The 18,473-nt window shown below is 63.5% G+C and carries 16 protein-coding genes; 6 read left to right on the forward strand and 10 right to left on the reverse strand.

The window, feature by feature from the left end:
• Positions 1-67 precede the first annotated feature (67 nt).
• The 7 genes from BJ994_RS13685 to BJ994_RS13715 form a co-directional block, all read right to left on the reverse strand.
• Positions 68-475, reverse strand: a complete 408-nt coding sequence (locus BJ994_RS13685) for a lyase family protein (protein WP_167996028.1) — start codon at positions 473-475, stop codon at positions 68-70.
• Between the two features lie 249 nt (positions 476-724).
• Positions 725-898: a hypothetical protein gene (locus tag BJ994_RS18215; protein ID WP_245192300.1), complete on the reverse strand. Its 174-nt coding sequence runs from the start codon at positions 896-898 to the stop codon at positions 725-727.
• Positions 899-1,293: 395 nt separating this feature from the next.
• Positions 1,294-2,619 (reverse strand): MFS transporter, encoded by a 1,326-nt coding sequence (locus BJ994_RS13695; RefSeq protein ID WP_167994917.1) that lies wholly within the window; start codon positions 2,617-2,619, stop codon positions 1,294-1,296.
• Positions 2,620-2,896: 277 nt separating this feature from the next.
• Entirely contained in the window at positions 2,897-4,315 is a 1,419-nt protein-coding gene (locus BJ994_RS13700; protein WP_167994919.1) for an aspartate ammonia-lyase, read from the reverse strand.
• Between the two features lie 25 nt (positions 4,316-4,340).
• On the reverse strand, positions 4,341-5,486 hold the full coding sequence (locus tag BJ994_RS13705; RefSeq protein ID WP_167994921.1) for a M20 family metallopeptidase: 1,146 nt from the start codon (positions 5,484-5,486) through the stop codon (positions 4,341-4,343).
• The gene (locus BJ994_RS13710; RefSeq protein ID WP_167994923.1) at positions 5,476-6,147 is read right to left on the reverse strand and encodes a DUF1028 domain-containing protein; all 672 of its coding nucleotides are present in this window, start codon (positions 6,145-6,147) and stop codon (positions 5,476-5,478) included. The genes BJ994_RS13705 and BJ994_RS13710 overlap by 11 nt, the downstream gene beginning before the upstream one ends.
• Entirely contained in the window at positions 6,144-6,569 is a 426-nt protein-coding gene (locus BJ994_RS13715; protein WP_167994925.1) for a Rid family hydrolase, read from the reverse strand. The genes BJ994_RS13710 and BJ994_RS13715 overlap by 4 nt, the downstream gene beginning before the upstream one ends.
• Before the next feature lie 155 nt (positions 6,570-6,724).
• Between BJ994_RS13715 and BJ994_RS13720 the strand changes: the two genes are divergently transcribed.
• Positions 6,725-7,669 carry a LysR substrate-binding domain-containing protein gene (locus BJ994_RS13720; RefSeq protein ID WP_167994927.1) on the forward strand — a complete coding sequence of 315 codons (945 nt, stop codon included), beginning with the start codon at positions 6,725-6,727 and terminating at the stop codon, positions 7,667-7,669.
• On the opposite strand, the gene BJ994_RS13725 is transcribed toward BJ994_RS13720, so the two are convergent.
• On the reverse strand, positions 7,666-8,280 hold the full coding sequence (locus BJ994_RS13725) for a TetR/AcrR family transcriptional regulator (RefSeq protein ID WP_167994929.1): 615 nt from the start codon (positions 8,278-8,280) through the stop codon (positions 7,666-7,668). The genes BJ994_RS13720 and BJ994_RS13725 overlap by 4 nt on opposite strands.
• 90 nt (positions 8,281-8,370) lie before the next feature.
• Entirely contained in the window at positions 8,371-10,359 is a 1,989-nt protein-coding gene (locus BJ994_RS13730; protein ID WP_167994931.1) for a primary-amine oxidase, read from the reverse strand.
• Between the two features lie 119 nt (positions 10,360-10,478).
• Between BJ994_RS13730 and BJ994_RS13735 the strand changes: the two genes are divergently transcribed.
• The 4 genes from BJ994_RS13735 to BJ994_RS13750 all read left to right on the forward strand — a co-directional run bounded on the left by BJ994_RS13735 (position 10,479) and on the right by BJ994_RS13750 (position 15,733).
• The gene (locus tag BJ994_RS13735) at positions 10,479-10,970 is read left to right on the forward strand and encodes a hypothetical protein (protein WP_167994933.1); all 492 of its coding nucleotides are present in this window, start codon (positions 10,479-10,481) and stop codon (positions 10,968-10,970) included.
• Positions 10,971-10,982: 12 nt separating this feature from the next.
• Complete coding sequence (locus BJ994_RS13740; protein WP_342450452.1) at positions 10,983-12,479, forward strand: aldehyde dehydrogenase family protein; 1,497 nt, start codon at positions 10,983-10,985, stop codon at positions 12,477-12,479.
• Between the two features lie 180 nt (positions 12,480-12,659).
• On the forward strand, positions 12,660-14,177 hold the full coding sequence (locus BJ994_RS13745) for an APC family permease (protein WP_167994937.1): 1,518 nt from the start codon (positions 12,660-12,662) through the stop codon (positions 14,175-14,177).
• 278 nt (positions 14,178-14,455) lie between these two features.
• The gene (locus BJ994_RS13750; RefSeq protein ID WP_167994939.1) at positions 14,456-15,733 is read left to right on the forward strand and encodes a flavin-containing monooxygenase; all 1,278 of its coding nucleotides are present in this window, start codon (positions 14,456-14,458) and stop codon (positions 15,731-15,733) included.
• Between the two features lie 122 nt (positions 15,734-15,855).
• Here BJ994_RS13750 and BJ994_RS13755 read toward each other — a convergent pair whose 3' ends face one another.
• Complete coding sequence (locus tag BJ994_RS13755; protein WP_167994940.1) at positions 15,856-16,926, reverse strand: LacI family DNA-binding transcriptional regulator; 1,071 nt, start codon at positions 16,924-16,926, stop codon at positions 15,856-15,858.
• Between the two features lie 169 nt (positions 16,927-17,095).
• On the opposite strand from BJ994_RS13755, the gene BJ994_RS13760 reads away from it, so the two are divergent.
• Entirely contained in the window at positions 17,096-18,394 is a 1,299-nt protein-coding gene (locus BJ994_RS13760; RefSeq protein WP_167994941.1) for an ABC transporter substrate-binding protein, read from the forward strand.
• Positions 18,395-18,473: the final 79 nt, after the last annotated feature.

Genomic DNA, 18,473 nt, shown 5'->3' on the forward strand with positions numbered 1-18,473 from the left:
AGTGGACGGCACGCCGCTGTGAGCCATTCGAGAGACTCAGGAAGGGCGTTCGCGACGACTGGCTCGCTCACGCTGCAGGATGCGGGGCCGCATAGTCGCCCTTGGTCTCACCCACCAGTTCTAGCCCGCGGTTTGCAACGATCTCATTCACGTTCAAATTGGTGCTGGTTCCGGCACCACCTTGGATGCGATCCACAACAAAGTGCTCATCGAGCAGTCCGTCCATCACCTCCAAAGACGCCGCCCGGATGGCCGTCGAGCGCGCCGACTCCAGCAAACCCAGCTTCTCGTTCGTTCGAGCAGCTGTAGCCTTGATTGCACCAAAGCCCCACAACTGCGACCGCATGCTGCCGATCGTTCGTCCACTTAGCGGGAAGTTCTCGGCTGCAAACAGGGTACTGATGCCCCAGTACGCTCTGGCAGGAACTTTCCGCTCCCCTAGGCTGCATGTCTCGTTCCAGCAAAACCTTGCCAGTCGACATTGGCTCTTGACTGTTCATGCTTTCTTTCTGAGTGGGTGGTGGAAGCGAGCTTGCTCAGATAGTCCAGCGTGGTGAGCGCCAAGGCGGCAGCGCCGTCGTAGATTGCGTGGTTCGCTGCCCCACCGACACAGTGGGCCGCGAAGCTGGGCTGGTGTTTGCCGCCGGGAAGCAACCCAGACCTATATAGGGGTGAATGGCCGGAACCACCTGCGACAAGTTGCCCATCTCGGTGGAGGCAGGGTTCATGATCCCTGCTCCGGCAGCGCGTTGAAGTTCCGCCCCAGCGACTCGGCGTGCTGGACGTACAGCTCGAGGGATCGCTGATCAGTCCGGAGATCGGAGTACGGTTCAGACTCCGGCGTGATCGACAGCTCGCAGCCAGATGCCAGAGCGCCGGCTTCGAAACACCGGTACACGCGCCCCTCCAGCCCTTCGAGGTCCGCCGGCGTTTCGGCGTGGTCAGGGCGGGCTTTCGCCCTGTGGTGTGATCATGGATGCTGCATTCTGGGTCGCCGTTGCAGCTACTGCCATCTCGCTGGTGGCTCTCCTGCGTGAAGAACACCATCAGCGCTGGAACTCTTCCCAGGAAGCTCCGAGGCGAGCAGTCCAGAGCGTCGCCGATGCTTTGGACGAGATTTCGAATCTCTTAGAACACGCCGAGGTTGCTCTACCGAGGCCAGATTAGGGGCAGTTCAGACACGCATGCCATGAAGCCACCGGTGACCGGCTATTGGTGGCAAATGAAAAGGAGGGCCACCCGTCCGCAGTCAAGCTCACGGACAATGCGACCCTCCTTCAGACGCCGACTGGGTTACTGCTTCACCGAGGCCAGATCATCACCCTGAAGCAGGTCGATGCCCTTGGTTTCCTTCATGCTCAGCACCGCAACCAACCCGATGATGCCGACGATCACCAGGTAGAAGGCGGGCATCAGGGTGTTTCCGGTCTCGGCTATAAGCCAGGTCAAGAAGTACGGAACGGTGCCCGCGAAGATGGCCGCTGTGACGCTGTAGGCCAGGGACAGTCCGGTCTGACGAGTACGAGTCGGGAACAGTTCAGCGGCTGCGGCAGCATGCACACCGAGGATGATCGCCAGGATGATTCCGAGTCCGAGCGTTCCGACGACTCCGGCCCACGCGGCACCCGACCCCATCACCAGGAAGAGAGGGACTGCCAGGACGATCAGTGAGACAGCCGCGATGATCAGCACAGGACGACGTCCGTAGCGATCCGATGCAGCCCCGCAGATGGGAACCAGAATCAAGCCAGCAATTGACGCGACGGTCGACAGAAGTGCGGCAGTGCCGGCGTCAAATCCCAGCACAACTTCCTGGTAGGTAAGGAGGTAGACAAGTACCACGTAGAACGTTACGTGCATCATGATCTCCAGCCCGCTCATCTGCAGCAGCTGCTTGCGGTTCCGCTTGAAGACCTCCTTGACGGGACTTTGGGGAACATTATTGAGCTGTTCGAGGGAGAGGAACTCGGGGGTGTCCTCAATCTTGGTTCGGATGTAGAAGCCTACGATTCCAAGCGGGACAGCGATCAGAAACGGAATACGCCAACCACCTGCCAGGATGGCTTCCTCAGAGAGGACCGACGTCAGCAGGAAGACCACCAGGGAAGCAGCCAGGAAGCCCAGGAGGCTGCCAAACTCCAGCCAGCTGACACCAAATCCGCGCCGCTTGCGCGGTGAGTATTCGGCCAGGAACGCTGCGGCGCTTCCGAACTCACCTCCGGCCGCGAGGCCCTGCACAACGCGTGCCGCAATCAGGAGGACCGGTGCCCAGATGCCGATGGCGTCGTAGGTAGGCAGGAGGCCGACAACCAGTGTGGCCGCCGACATGGAGAGAATGACAATTGAGAGGGTTTTCTTCCTTCCGATCCGATCACCCAGCGTGCCGAAAAGCAGCGCCCCGAGTGGGCGGACACCGAAGGAGATCGCGAAGACCGCGAACACCGAAAGCAAGGCCGCGGTGGCATCCTGCTCGGGGAAGAAGATTACAGCGATCGTTGAGGCGAGATAGGCGTAGATTGCCCACTCGAACCAGTGGACAAAAACACCGATCGAGCCGGCCGTGACGCTCTTGCGCAAGCCCTTCTGATCGACCCGTTCCTGTGCATGAATGTTCACCATGGTTCCTCCTACGAGGTGGGGTGTGAGTTGGGAATCCGGCTGGAGCGCCTGGCGAAGGCGTGATCCGGGTCACCTTGGTCCTAACCAATTTCAGACCATGCGTCTTGATCTGTCTAACACTTATATAAACTGAAGAGCATCGAAAATTCAGATGTGCAACGGGCAGCCGCACCGATCAGCACCAGGCGCCCAGCGGCCTGGACGAGCGCCGCCTGTCACCCGAGGAGATTCGCGTCGCTCTAGCCGAAGACGGCGCCGCCTCACACGACTAAGACTCCTAGCCCAACCCCGCCAGGCTGCTCGGCGACAGCGCGAGGGATAGGCGCTGTTCGTCCAACAGGCCACGCTCCACCGCCAGGGATGCGATGGTCCGATTGCTGGCGAGTGCTTCCTTCGCGAGGTCAGCTGCTGCCGCATAACCGATCAACGGCGCAAGGCCGGTGACAACGCTGATCGACTCGAGCATGCGCTGTTGCAGGACCGCCGTGTTCGCCCGGATTCCTTCCACACAGTGGGTGCGCAGTTGGCGGCATGCCGCGGTAAGCCAGTCGAGAGATTCGAGCAGTGCGTCGGCAATGACTGGTTCGAAGGCATTGAGCTGAAGCTGCCCCGCCTCCACAGCCATCGTCACTGTCGCGTCCGCACCTACCACCCTGAAAGCCACTTGATTCACCATCTCCGGGATAACAGGGTTGACCTTTCCCGGCATGATGGACGATCCTGCCTGAACGGCGGGGAGGAAAATCTCGCCGAAACCGGTCTGCGGACCCGAGGACAACAGCCGCAGGTCGTTGCAGATCTTCGACAGCTTCACCGCAGCCCGCTTAAGGACGCCCGATACCAACATGAACACACCGGTGTCGCTGGTGGCCTCCACCAGGTCGGTAGCGGAGATGAGCTGCATTCCGGTCAGCTCATTGAGTTCCACGATCACGGCTTCACGGTAGGCAGGTGGTGCGGTGATTCCGGTTCCAATGGCGGTGGCGCCAAGGTTGGACTCCCGCAGATGCGGCAACAACTCAAGCAGGCGCTTCCGGTCCTCACGAAGGGTTTCCGCGAAGGCCCCGAACTCCTGACCCAGGGTCATCGGCACAGCGTCCTGCAGTTGGGTTCGCCCAACCTTAATGATGTCTGCGAACTCCTCAGCCTTCGCCGCGAACGCGTCGCTGAGCCGCTCGTGCTCGTCGCAGAGGATCATTAACTCGCGCTGCAGGGCGATCTTGATGGCCGTCGGGTAGGTGTCGTTGGTCGACTGGCTGCGATTCACATCGTCTATCGGATGCAGCGCCGGGTATTCCCCTTTGGCCCGGCCCATTAGCTCCAGGCCGCGGTTCGCCACCACCTCATTGACGTTCATGTTGGTGCTGGTCCCAGCCCCACCCTGAATACGATCGACAACGAAATGGTCATCCAGCAGCCCGTCCATCACCTCACGGGATGCCGCCTGGATGGCCTTCGACCGCTCCGGCTCCAACAGGTCCAGCCTCTCGTTGGTACGAGCAGCGGCTGCCTTGATGGCACCGAAGCCCCACAGCATCGACCGCATACTGCCGATCGTGCGTCCGCTGATCGGGAAATTCTCCACAGCCCGCAAGGTGCTGATACCCCAATACGCATCGGCGGGAACTTCCCGCTCCCCGAGGCTGTCCCGCTCAAACCGAAAATTGCCGGTCGACGTTGACTCTTGGCTTGTCATGAATCTTCCTCAGTAGAGAGACGGGCTACGCCAGGTAGTCCAAGGCGGTCAGCGCCAAGGCGGCAGCGCCGTCGTAAATTGCCTGATTCGCTGCCTCACCGACACAGTGCGCTTCGAAACTGGGCTGGTGATTGGCCGCAGGGAAGCAGCCCAGACCTATATAGGGATGGATGGCCGGAACCACCTGCGACACGTTGCCCATGTCGGTGGAAGCCCGGTTCATAGTTGCCTGCTCCGGCGGCACGTTGAAGTCACGGCCCAGCGACTCGGCATGCTGAACATAGAGCGCGAGGGCTCGTTGGTCGGTCTGGAACTCGGAGTATGGTTCGGACTCCGGAGTGATCGACAGCTCGCACCCGGAAGCCAGGGCTCCGGCCTCGAAACACCGATACACGCGCTCCTCCAGCCCTTCGAGGTCCGCCAACGTTTCGGCACGGACGTACCAGCGGCCCTCCGTCTTCTCGGGGATGGCGTTCGGCGCCTCTCCCCCGCGGGTCTGGATGCCATGCACCCGAGTGCCGGACGGCAACTGCTGCCGCAGCAGGCCGAGTGCAACCTGCGCGACGACGAATGCATCGTTCGCGTTGACGCCCATCTCCGGATATGCGGCCGCGTGCGCCGACTTCCCCTGGAATTCGATGTGGCTGTGCGCGACGGCGTAGGGCCGGGCATCGGCCGAGTCCACGGGACTGGGATGAGCCATCATGGCCAGGTCCAGCCCCTGGAATGCGCCGCGCTTCAGCAGCTCGATCTTGCCGCCTCCGCCTTCCTCGGCCGGCGTCCCGTACACCTCGACGGTGAGATCGCGCTCGTCGGCGAACTCGGCGAGCGCAGCAGCTGCGCCACACGAGATTGCGGTGATGATGTTGTGCCCGCAGGCGTGGCCGAGGCCGGGAAGTGCATCGTACTCCGCCATCAGCCCAACCCGTCGGCTACCTGTACCAAAGACAGCGCGGATTGCCGTTGCGAACCCGAGGTACTCCTTCTCCACCTCGAAACCGAGGCTCGTCAGGTACTCCGCGGTCCACGCAGCCGCCTGATGTTCCTGCCATCCCAGTTCCGGGTTCGCGTGCAGCTGTTCCGAGAGCACAATCAGCCGCGGGTGGTCGGAGGAAACGCTCTCCAGAACGCGCTTCCGCTGGCCTACCTCAACAGTTTGCTCAGCGGTCATCGCCGGGCACTCCGTAGCCGACTGACGCCGCCGGGTCGAGCCCCCGAATTACGTAGTCCTCGCGCTGCGGCAGCCACACCTCGAGCAGCCGCTCGAGTTCGGCAATCGGATCCTCGTGCCAGTCCACCCTCAGGTCAGTGTCCCGCCAGCCGTGACCGGAGACCACGGACAGGCCCGCCGACATCACGGGCCCTGCTTCTCCCCCGGCCACTTCCGCAGCTCTCATCGCGGCGAGAAGTCGCTCTTCCAGCTCGCCCGTCGCGGCCTCAAACCCGTCGCACAGAGCCTGCGCGACGTCGGCGCTCGCCAGCATGTTACCGGCCGCCACACAGTTCGGCCCGCGCCCCTCGCCGTACGTGCCAAGGGTATGCGCACCGCTGAAAACAGCAGACCCACCCGAAGCATCCAGCACAACAAGCTGCCGGAAGTCGACGGCAGGAGCATCGCGAACGACGGCGTCGAGCGCCTCCTGTGCGGAGGCTCCCGCCTGCATGCGGTCGAGAATTGCGCCACCGAGCCGCGGATCGGTGATGTTCTGCGAACTCACGACACCGACGCCGTCGCGCAGGTGCGCACACCGCGCCGCAACAGCGGGTGAGGAGGAAGACACTGCTAGACCGAACCGGCCTTCCCCGTCGGTGGCGGCGATGCTGAAGGTCACTTCTGCCCCTCCGGCGTCGAAAGCACAGCAGTCGCGTCGATCTCGACCAGCCACTCGGGCCGGGCGAGCGCCTGCACCACGATCCCGGTCGACACGGGATATACACCCTTCAACCAGCGGCCCATGGTGCGGTACACGGTCTCGCGGTAGCGCGGATCGACCAGGTACACGGTGACCTTGACGATGTCCTCAAGGCTGCTGCCGGCTTCTTTCAGCAGCATGTCGATGTTGGCCATGGCCTTCTCGGCCTGCGCCTCAACGTCGCCGATCCCAACGGACTCCCGGGTCTCCAGGTCCTGCCCAATCTGGCCGCGAAGATAGACAACCCCGTTCGCGACGACCGCCTGGCACAGGTCATTGTCCAGATTCTGCTCGGGGTAGGTTTCCTTCGTGTTGAAGGTGCGAATGCGCTGGTGCTTCACTGGGCTGCTGCCTCTCCACTGCGTTGCCGTTACATGGTCACCACCGCTGAGCAGGTGGGTTCTGATTCCACCTTCCTCCGGCATCTTGAATCTGTCTAACAGTCATTTCCGACGTGTTGCATCAGTAGAAGTGTTGAAGGAGTAGGCTATCCCGCATGGATGTCACGCTCACCCAGCTGCGCTACTTCGTCGAGGCCGCCGCCCAGCAGTCCATGACCGGAGCGGCCCTTCGGCTGAACGTCGCGCAGTCCGCCGTGTCGGCCGCTGTCTCCCAGCTGGAGAAGAGCGTCGGCTCGCAGTTCTTCATCCGCCAGCGCTCCAAGGGCCTGCTGCTCACCCCCGCGGGCGAGCTGTTCCTCCGCGATGCACAGGCCGTCCTCGCGCACCTCGAAGAAGCCCTCGATCACGCCAAGGGCGAGCAGAGCAGCATCGAGGGCCGCATTCGTCTGGTTTGCTTCAGCACCCTGGCGCCCTTCATGCTCCCCGGGCTCCTGGGGCGGCTCCGCACGGACCACCCGCAGCTGGAACTCGAGGTCACCGAAGCCGACGCCACCGGCTGCTCCGCCGCCCTCCTCACCGGCCAGGCCGACCTCGCCCTCTGCTACGATCTCGGCCTGCCCGAAGGCATCGCGGTCACCGCCGTCGACAGCGTCCGCCCGTATCTGGCCCTCCCACCGGAGCACAGGCTCGCATCACGCAAGGAGGTCTCGCTCTCCGAGGTCGCCGAGGAGCCGTTCGTCCTGCTCGACCTCCCGCACAGCCGCGAGCTCATGCTCTCCATCCTGCGCAGCGCCGGCTTCGAACCCGACGTCCAGTTCCGCTCCGCCAGCTACGAGACAGTGCGCACCTTCGTAGCCAACGGCCACGGCTACTCGATCCTGCACCAGCGCCCGCAGCACGGATTGACCTACGACGGCGGCCACGTCGCCGCCGTCGTAATCAAGGACAAAGTGCCGGAGCTGAGCATCGTGCTGGCCCGGCTGAGGACACAGCGTCCGACGGCCCGCATGCGCGCCGTAGCGCAGAGCGTGCGCCAGCAGCGCGCGGCGGCAGGGAAGCCAAAACAGCCTGGGACAAAACAGACGAAGGAAATGGCCTAACCCACACCCGCAGTCTGTCCGGCCGAAAGCCGCGCCAGCGCCCGCTCCATCATGTGCCGCTGCCGCGAACCCGTAACCGCATACGGGTCAAGCATCGACGTGACGTGCAGCCCCATCATGATGTTCAAAAGCTCATCCGCAACGAAGTCCGGGTCCGGCAGAGGCGGGCATTCGCCGTCGTGCTCTGCTTCCGCAAGAAAGCCCATCATCAGGCTGCGCCAGTGCAGCAGCGCATCGCGGCCAACGGCACGCAGCGACTCCTCCGTCTGCGCACGCTGCCAGAACGAAATCGCCACCCGGGCCTCGACCACGGTCAACGGATCCGCAGGAATGATCTCCAGGCACAGCCCGCGGAGCGCCGCAAGACCACGGCGGCCACGGGTGCCGGCGTCGATCCGCTCGTTGGTCCGCTCACAGATCAGCTGGTACGACGCCAGCAACAACGCATCCTTATTCGGAAAATAGTGGGCCAGGACGCCCGGCGCCGCGTAGCCGCACTCCCGGGCAATATCCCGCATGCTCGCGTTCTCGATCCCCTGCTCGGCGATCAGCCGCCAGGTGGTCTCGATGATCGAACGGCGTCGCTCCTGGTGGTCCACCAAGCGGGGCATGACGCTCACTCCTTCGGTTCTGCGGGTCCCATCGCCCGAACGTGTGCACAGTACCATCGCGGGGAACGCATCCCCGCGATGGTACTGGCGCTAGTGGCAGCCGCCCGCTTCAGAATGCCCGACGGCGGTGCCCGCGGCACCGCTTGCCGCTGCACTTCCGGAAGCACAGTGGCCCGACGACGACGGCGGCACGTTCAGTGTGGGGTTGGCGTCGAAGAATCCGTGCGGCTTCAGTGTGAAACCGGTGGTGTCGACGGGCATGATCGGCCAGTCCTCGGGCCGCGGGAAGTGGGTCAGCCCGAAGGAGTGCCACACGACGAGGTCCTGCCCGTCGAGGTCGCGGTCCTGCGCGACATACGCCGGAAGGCCGGCACCGCCGGGGTGCTGGTTCACGAAGTCGCCGGCGGCGTAGAGCTCATCCTCGGCATGCTGCGTGACCCAGAGGTGGCGGCGGGCGAAAGCCGCGCGTGAAGCGATCGAGGAATCATCCGCCATGGCCAGCGTCGGGCCGCCCTCCGGGTAGAGGGTGTAGCCCACCGGGTGACCGAGGTGGTTCAGCGACTGAGGGTTGCTGATGTGCCACACGCGGCCCTTGGTGCCGTCGGCATCGCGGACCGCATCGGATTCGCGGGCCAGCAGCGTGCGCTTCAGGGTGAAGGCGTTGCCGTGCGGGTTGCCGTCACCCTTGGGCAGGCGCACGAGGTCGAGTTCCTCGACGCGGTTCGTGTCGCCGTCGACCATCATGTCCAGGCGGGCACTGAAGAGGTGCTGGTGGTACGGAGCTCCGAGTCCCGGGGCGATTTCCGAGGCGTAGGGGTAGTCCTTGTCCGGCAGGGCAGCGGTGAAGACGATGCCGGTTGCCTTGGCCTCGAACTCGATGGTGCCGTCGAGGTAGAGGTACCAGTAGAAGCCGTAGTCGTAGTTGCCGACGGTGGTGAAGAAGGAGACCACGAGGCGGCGGTTGCGGCGGACCTCGTTGGAGCCTGCCCACTCGTCCGTGTGCTTCCACAGGATCCCGGCGTCTTCCTCGTGGATGCAGATGCCGTTGTCGATGGTGCGCGGGTTGCCGAAGTCGTCGGCGACGATCGGCGAGAGGTAGGTGATTTCGCCCAGGCAGTCACAGCCGAGCTTGAGCGAGTTGGCGTCGCGGCCCACCAGGTATTCGCCGGAGTCGAAGTAGTTCTGCCAGTTCCGGTACGGCGAGGGGTCACCGTACGGGACCACCATTTCGGAGATCGATGCGCGGTGGATCAGCGGGCGCCGTCGTCCTTCGTGAGTGAAGTGGAGCTGCTGGAGGACCAGGCCTTCCCGGGCATCGAAGCCGACGCGCAGGTCCCAACCGGCCCACGACAGGTGGTTGCCCTCAAGTGTGAAGCTGGGCCCCTCGGGCTGCGTGATTTCGATCGGCTTGAGGTCCGTGCGGTGTTCGCCGTGGATCGCGGCCTCGGTGTAGTTACCGTTGACCGCGGGAACGTCCACCGGGCCGTCGTCGATCAGGTGATCCACCCGGCGCTTCTCGACGTCGACAAACGCCACGAGGCCGTCGATCGGGTGCGCCCACGCGTGGTCGCTTGCGTGGTCCTGCCGGAAACCGAGGCCGCGCAGGAGCCGCTTGCCGGTCTCGTTCTCGTACTCGAAGACGCCTGCAGACAGCGGCGCCACCCGGACCTGCGCCGGCGTGAGCCCGCGGGAGGCCAGCGCGGCCATCCACTGCGGATCCTTGGCGAGGATCTCCTCGATGATCTCGAATTCTTCGAAGAGTACCGGCAGTTGGCCGTCGACGGCGGGATTCAACTCGCGCCGGTCGAGCACTTCATGGCGGGTCAACGACAGACGAACATCCAGCGAGCGCGACAGCGCTGCGTCCCAGAGCATGACGCGGACGGTCCGGTCGATGTCGTCGGCTCCATGCAGGGCGGACTTCGGCGGATCGATCAGGCCCAGGTAGGCGAAGCGGGTGGTCTCTTCAACGAGGCCTGCGCCGGCGAGGATGCACCGGGCTTCGCGGATTTCCTCGGCAGTGAGCTGCTCCAGCGGATGCTGCGTCCGCGCAGCCGGAGCGGATATCTGTTGGGTCATGGCACTTCCTGAAAGTCGAGTTTTGGTGGTACAACTGTTCAACCAACTTTTTGATGTTACGCACATCACGTGCCGGTCGTAAAGCCCGCAGTTCGGGCAGCCGACAAGTCAGGAGGGAAATGCATCCGCTCACTCAGTGGCGCTCCGTGCGCCCGCCAACCCTGCGCCCGCCAGCCGGCCGGATTCAGGTTGGCCTTGTCAGCACCGCAGTGGTTGTGAGCACCACTGCGCATGCCGGCGCAGCAGCTTCCGAACCGGCAGGTGGCATGGCCTGGTGGATGGCGGCGATGGCTGTCGCGTGCCTTGCCTGCGCCGCCCCGTTGGTTGGCCGACGACGCTGCACCTCGCGCGCGGCGGAGCACCTGCTGGGCATGGGCGTTGTCATGATCCTGATTCACCTCGCCGTTCTCGCCATGCCGTCGGCGGGGTCCCACCACGGCACTGCGCAGGGTGCCGAATCAGCCCACGACGGCGCGATGCTCGCTCTCCTCGGAGTCGAGCTTCTGTGCCTGATATTGGCCTCCACTGCCCTGCGCGTCGGTCGACACAGCCTCCCCGTACACGTCCGCACGGCAGCACAGCCACTGCCCACCACCCACGCTATTTCCTAGAGCCCGAGGAGCATCATGAGCACCAGCACCACCTTCTCCACCGACTGGCACAGCCGCGCCGAGGCGCTGGCCATCGACGGCCGCGCCTTTATCAACGGACGCCGTGCGTCAGCCGGCGACCAGCTCACCCGGCCAACCATAAGCCCGATTGACGGCCGCACACTGGCGGACCTCGCCGCCTGCCGGGGTGCCGACGTCGATAGTGCGGTTGCCGCTGCCCGGCGTGCCTTCCCGTCGTGGTCGCGCAGTGGCGCGGCTCAGCGCAAGGAGACGCTGCTCGCGGTCGCGGTGCTGATGGAACAGCACGCCGACGAGCTGGCCCTGCTGGAAACCCTGGACAGCGGCAAGCCGATCCTGCAGACGACGACGGTCGACGTTCCCGGCGCTATCTCCACGCTGCGCTGGTACGCCGAGGCGGCCGACAAGCAGAGCGGCGAGCTGCCGGCAGTTCCTCCCGGCGCCACAGCACTGGTGACACGGGAACCTTTGGGGGTGGTGGCCGCCGTCGTGCCTTGGAATTATCCGCTGGAGATTGCAATCTGGAAGATTGCCCCGGCTCTTGCCGCCGGAAACACCATGGTGCTCAAGCCGGCCGAGCAGACCTCACTCAGCGTCCTACGGGTTGCCGAACTGGCCACTGAGGCTGGCCTGCCCGATGGAGTGCTGAACATCATCACGGGCACCGGTCGGGAAGTGGGTGCCGCGCTGGCGCACCACATGGACGTCGACGCGCTCGCGTTCACCGGGTCCACTGCCGTGTCACGGACGCTGCTCGAGGCGTCCGGTAAGAGCAATCTGAAGCGGCTCAGCCTGGAGGCCGGCGGCAAGAGTTCCAACGTTGTCTTCGCCGATACCGCTGACCTTGCAACCGCGGCCGCGAAAGCGGCGTTCGGCGCGTTCTACAACCAGGGACAGGTCTGCTCGGCGAACTCGCGCATCCTGGTTCAGCGTGAAGTGCACGATGAGTTCGCCGCACTGCTCGCCAAGGCAGCGGCAGAGTACAGAACCGCGGATCCGCTCGCCGGCCTCGAAGGGAACGGATCGCTGATCAGCGGCGCCCACACCGACGACGTCGAACGCTGGATTGTGCGCGGACGCACCGAGGGTGAGGTGCTTTTCGGTGGCGAGCGCCGTGAGATTCGAGGCTCGGACGCTTACCTGGAGCCGACACTGTTGGGCGGCCTGCCTGCGGACCATGACGTCCACCGAGACGAAATCTTCGGGCCGGTGGCGGTGCTGCATGCCTTCGACACGGAGTCTGAGGCGGTGTCCCTCGCGAACGCAACGGACTACGGCCTGGCGGCGTCTGTTTGGACGTCGGACCTGTCGCGTGCGCACCGGGTAGCGGGGGATCTGCTGGCCGGCACGGTGTCCGTGAACACCGTCGACGCACTGGGCAACACCACGCCGTTCGGCGGCTTTAAGCAGTCCGGTTTCGGGCGCGACCTGTCCCTGTACGCCTTCGACAACTACACCGCACCGAAGACCACATGGATCCAGTTCGGCTGAATTTCTTCATCTGGTGAAGTGATGAAGTGTATCGCCATTCAATGGTTTACGTGATGCAACTCACGAGCCTACGCTTCTGGCAGTACCTGACCTCTCCGCCCTCCCTGATTTGAGGGACGACCGCAACCTTCTCGCCAGTTTCGCAACGTAGCAAACTTAAGCCATAGCAAAGGACCGACCATGGACCAGCCAGTAGGCAAGACCCGCCTTGCCGAGGAGCAGAGCAAGCATCTACAGAAATCCCTCGGCCGCTTCGACATCCTCCTGCTGGTTGTCGCTGCGGTCATCTCGGTCGAGGTTCTCGGGCAGGTCTCGGGCTTCGGCGGAGAGACCTTCACCTGGACCCTCATCCTGGCCATCACCTTCATGATCCCTTACGGCCTCATCTTCGCGGAGACCGGCGGCGCGTTCACCGAGGAAGGTGGGGTGTACGTCTGGACAAAGATGGCTTACGGCCGCGTGGTCGCCGCGATCACCTCGCTCTTCACCTGGGTGACGCAGCCGGTTTGGGTCGGCGGAGCCATGGCCTTCGTGGCGGTGGAGACCTGGTCCGAGTATGTCGGCCACATCGAGGCCGGCAGCGTTGGGGACTACGCCTTCAAACTGGCCTTCATCTGGATCACGGTGACCTCCGCGATCGTCAGCCTGAAGCACGGCAAGTGGCTGCCCTCGCTGGGCGCCATCCTCAAGGTTCTGTTCCTGACCTTCTTCATCCTCGTCACCATCGTGTACGGGGTGCAGCACGGCTTCAACGGTCTGGACCTCGGCTTCTTCTCCCCGACCCTCGCAGGCTTCCTCGGCGTGACTCCCCTGCTGCTGTTCTCCTTCCTCGGGTTCGAGTCCGGCAACAGCGCAGCGGGCGAGATGAAGAACCCCGCCAAGGACGTTCCCATCTCGGTGGCCCGCTCCTCGATGATCGCCGCCGCCAGCTACCTCCTGCCGATCCTCGCGATCCTGCTGGTGGTTCCGGTGGACCAGATCACCGGCATCGGTGGACTGTTCGGCGCGATCGCTACCGTCTACACCGTCTTCGGTGGTGCGGCTGAGATCATGCTGGCAGTTTCTGCGATGGTCTTCTGCTTTGTTCTGGTGTCCCAGGGCGCCGCGTGGATGATCATCAGCGACCGCATGCAGGCCATGGCCGCCGCGGACGGTTCATTCTTCGGCGGGTTCTTCGGCCGGTTCCACCCGAGACTGGGCACGCCGATCCGCGTCAACACGCTGTCCGGTGTGGTGGCCACGCTGTTCATGCTCGCCGCGATGCAGCTTACGGGTACCAGCAGCGCGCTCTTCGGAGTGGTCCTTACCATCGCGATCTCCACGTTCCTGCTCAGCTACCTCCTGGCCATCCCGGCGGCCGTCCGGTTGCGCACCAAGTATCCCCAGACCCACCGCCCCTTCAAGGTTCCCGTGTCCGACTCCGGATTCAAGGTGCTGGGCGCGATCTGCTTCAGTTGGATCCTGATCGGCTCCTGGGTGGCCATCTTCCCGGGCACGCTGGACGTACTCTTCGGCCTGGAATACAACTTCGAGGAAATCTGGGGCGTCTCGCAGTTCACGTTCGAGGCCTTCGCGCTCGGCACCCTCGGCTGCATCCTCGCCCTCGGGGTTGTGGGCTATGTCCGCGGCAGGAAGGTCCGCGACGCCGGAGGTACCCGCGAGGTCATCGAGGATGAAGCGTTCACGTCCGGCGTCTGATCGACGACCTTCCGGCTCTTCGCGCCCCGCTCCCACCCCCACGGGAGCGGGGCGCTTTATCTCGAGTTCTCTTAGCCAGGACGCGCTGCATCGCTTTTTCTGATCTATTGGACCGGATTTATCCGCTATGCAGATGCAGTTTGACTCGCAAGAATTGATTCAGACACGGTGTCTGGTCCTAACGACATCCGAGCCGACCCACCGCACGGGATGGCAAAAAGCACACCTTCGACGTCGTGCTCATCCAGTCCCTATTGCCCGAAACAGAGGAGATTTTCATGCCCAGCCCCGAAGTTGAAGTTCTCGTTGTAGGCGCAGGCCAGGCCGGCGTCGCAATGAGCGAACATCTGAGCGAGCGGGGCATCCCGCACCTGGTCCTGGAACGTTCCCGCATCGCTGAACGGTGGCGCTCCGAACGGTGGGACTCCCTGGTTGCAAACGGACCCGCGTGGCACGACCGCTTCCCGAGCATGGAGTTCACCGACGTAGAACCCGAGGCTTTCGCCTCCAAGGAACAGGTGGCAGACTACTTCGTCGCGTATGCGGAGAAGATCGGCGCGCCCATCCGCTGTGGAGTAGAGGTGACCTCCGTACGCCGCAACGCCGGCGGCCCCGGCTTCCAGGTCACGACGTCAGCGGGAGACTTCTCGGCACGCTACGTCGTCGCCGCTACCGGCCCTTTCCAACGTCCGGTGATTCCCGCCGTCGTTCCCGAAACAGCTAACGTGACCCAACTGCACTCCAGCAAGTACCGCAACCCGGATCAGCTTCGGGACGGTGCCGTGCTCGTGGTGGGCGCAGGGTCCTCGGGCGTCCAAATTGCCGCCGAAATTCAGCGATCGGGCCGCCAGGTGTACCTGTCTGTCGGACCGCATGACCGGCCGCCGCGGAGCTACCGGGGCCAGGACTTCTGCTGGTGGCTTGGAGTACTCAATAAATGGGAGGCGTCCGCTCCCCCGCAGGGCGCAGAGCACGTGACGATCGCGGTGAGCGGAGCCGACGGCGGCCACACCGTCGACTTCCGAACCCTCTCGGACAACGGGATCAAGCTGGTGGGCCGCACAACTTCTTTCGATGTTGGAACCATGCGGTTCGCCGGGGACCTGCGCGACAACATTGCCAACGGCGACGCGCACTACCTGGCGCTTCTCGACGAAGCAGACGCCTACGTGGAACGGAACGGCCTGGATCTCCCGGAGGAAACGGAAGCCCGTACGCTCCAGCCGGACCCGGAGAGCCTGACCAACCCGCTCCTCGAACTCGACCTCGCAGAGGCTGGAGTCACCTCGATCATTTGGGCGACCGGCTTTGCCGTCGACTACAGCTGGCTGCAGGTCGATGCGTTCGACGAGAACGCCAGGCCGCGGCAGCGGCGGGGCGTTTCCGATGAGCCCGGCGTTTACTTCCTGGGGTTGCCGTGGCAGTCACGCCGCGGATCGAGCTTCATCTGGGGCGTGTGGCATGACGCCAAGTATGTGGCCGATCAGATCAGCATTCAGCGAGGTTATCTCGCGCACATCGAGGGGACAATCATGGCTGCGAGCGGGGTGGTGTGAGGTAGCGATGTGACGGACGTGCATTTCGGGGATCTGCCCACATCGTGGGAAGCTATGCGCCGCTCCGGGTGCATGAGAGCTTCTCCTGTTACACAGCACCTAAACGGACAAAGCGTGATTGGTTATGGTTTTGGGGTTGGGGGAGCGGCGACGGACCCACGGTTGATTAGCTTCGCCTCGAAAGTTGTCTCTGGCGCTTTTCCCCCGCGGAGGCGCCGGATGAGGGCGGTTGCTACAGCGACGCCGAGCTCATATACGGGCTGGGATACGACGGTGAGCGGCGGCGTGACGAGTCTCGTCCATGGGAGGTCATCGAACATCACGAAGGAGAGATCCGTCGGGATGTTGAGGCCAGCGTTCGCTATTTCTTCCAGCGCGCTGAGGGCGATCACGCTGTCGGAGGCCATGATCGCCGTTGCATCGAACGGCGGGGCCAGCAGTTCCCTCACAGTCTGACGAATGTTCTCGTCTGTGCCTGCATTCAGGCGCACCAAGGAGGAGGGAAACTCCTTCCCAGCCTCCTTGAAGGCTCGCCGCATACCTCCCAGTCGTTGAGCGACAGGGGTTGAACCAAGCGCAAATCCATCTTCGTAACGGTTCGAACGGGTCCTAAGAGTGGAGATGTAGGCAACACGCTCATGCCCATTTTCGAGCAAGAGCTGTGCCGCCTCGAAGGACGCCTGTTCGGACGCAGTCGCGATCACGTCCACGTCCAAGCCCTCCACAGCCCGGTCCAGGAGGACGAGCGGTCGACCGGAATCGACTACCGCCTGGAGATGCGCGTTGTCATCTGATAGCACCGGCGCAATGATGAAGCCATCCACCCGCTTATCCTGCAGAACCCTTACTGCCTCCCGTTCTGCGGGGGCATCTTCGCCCGTGTTGATCAACAGAACGTCGTAACCGGCGGGCTGGGCCGTATCTGAAATTGCTCTCATGGCCAGGCTGAAGTACGGATTCTGGATGTCTCCAACCACTACGCCGATGGTGTGGGACCGGCCGGTGTTCATGCTGCGGGCCAGCATGTTCGGGCGGTACCCCAGTTGCTCGGCTGCCTCCAGCACCCGTGACCTAACATCGCTGCTCACGGCTCCATAACCGCCGAGCGCTCGGGCTGTCTGCGCCTTGGACACTTTCGCTACGGCTGCGACATCGGCCACCGTCGTCTCCCGGCGAATCGAATTCGTGCTCATTGATGGACCTATCTCTCTGAGGAAGCGACGAACTACATCGTACTGATACGGACTTGTGAGTCCGGTCTCAATGCTATACCCTTGTGAGACCGGACTCACACGAGACGCGCATCACATCCGTGGAGTCCTCCTCCAGTCCCGAATCTCACTACCTGCCTTGGAGGCACCCATGACCAAGAAAGTTCGCAGCCGAAGCAAAACCGTTCTGGTCGTTTCGACGCTTCTCACGTTGACCCTCTCCGCCTGTGGCGGGAGCGGGGATGCCGGCCAGGGAGACCAGACGCTGACTGTCATGCACAAGTGGCCGGAAGGAGATCACGCGGCATTCTTCGAGAAGGTCGTCGACGAGTTCGAGAAGACCAACCCTGGAGTATCTGTAGAGATGCAGGCCATCCAGGACGACCCGTACAAGGAGCGCCTTCGCGTCCTGACAGCTTCGGATGACCTTCCGGACGTCTACTTCGCCTGGCCCGGCGGCTACGGCGAGCAGTACTTCAACGCTGGCTTCGCCGCTGACCTCACGTCGGAACTTGAGGGTGAATGGGAAGGATCACTGCTGCCCGCCGCCGTCGAGGCCTACACGGTCGAGGGGAAGAACTACGCAGTGCCGGTGAGTATGTCCGGGAAGTACATGATCTACAACTCGGCGATGTTCGAGGAACATGGCGTGCAGGTACCCACCACCTACGAAGAGCTCCTGACGGCCTGCGACACCTTCGAAGCAGCAGGGCTCACGCCCATCACCATGGGCAACAACGCCATGTGGCCAGGGGTACACTATTTGACCACCCTGATCGCCAAGCACGTTCCCCAGGACGTCATGCGAGCGGACTTCGAGCCTGCGACCGCTACCTTCGATCACCCGGGGTACATCAGGGCGTTTGAGGACCTCAATGAGCTGGCTCAGCGGTGCTTCACTGCCGGAGCAAACGGAATCTCCAATGATTCGGCAAAGGCAGAGATCCAGACCGGTGTCGCCCCCATGTACTACGGCGAAAGCAACATCTTCTCCATCTTCAGGGAGGCGAACGGGGCTACGCCGGAGGTCGCGGCGAACTGGAACTTCTTCGCCTTCCCGGACATCGAAGGCGCAGAAGGCGACGCTGAATCGCTCACCGGCGCACCGGACGGCTTCCTGGTCAACGAGAAGAGCGACAACAAGGACCTCGCCATCGAGTTCCTCAAGTTCTTCACCAGCCAGGAGAACGGTGCCCGCTTGCTTGAGATGCGGGACCGTCCGTCAGCTGTCGTTGGCTCCGCCGAAGGGGTTGCAGATGTATTGCCCCAGCTGGACGAGGCGCTGACGCATCTGCAGGGGGTCGAAACTTTCAACATCTGGCTGGATACAGCCACGAACCCCGAAGTCGGTGCAGCGTTCCTCGCAGGCGGACAGGCCGCCATCGACGGATCACAAACTGCAGAACAGATTCTGGATTCCATCCGAGCAGCCTCAGACAGTCTGAAGTAGGCATTGCCTCAACCACCGAAGCGGCGATCCAATGGCGGCGCCGCTTCGGCGGAGCACCCGAGTGAAAGGACTCGTGCAC

This window comes from Arthrobacter pigmenti (assembly GCF_011927905.1).
Taxonomy (GTDB): domain Bacteria; phylum Actinomycetota; class Actinomycetes; order Actinomycetales; family Micrococcaceae; genus Arthrobacter_D; species Arthrobacter_D pigmenti.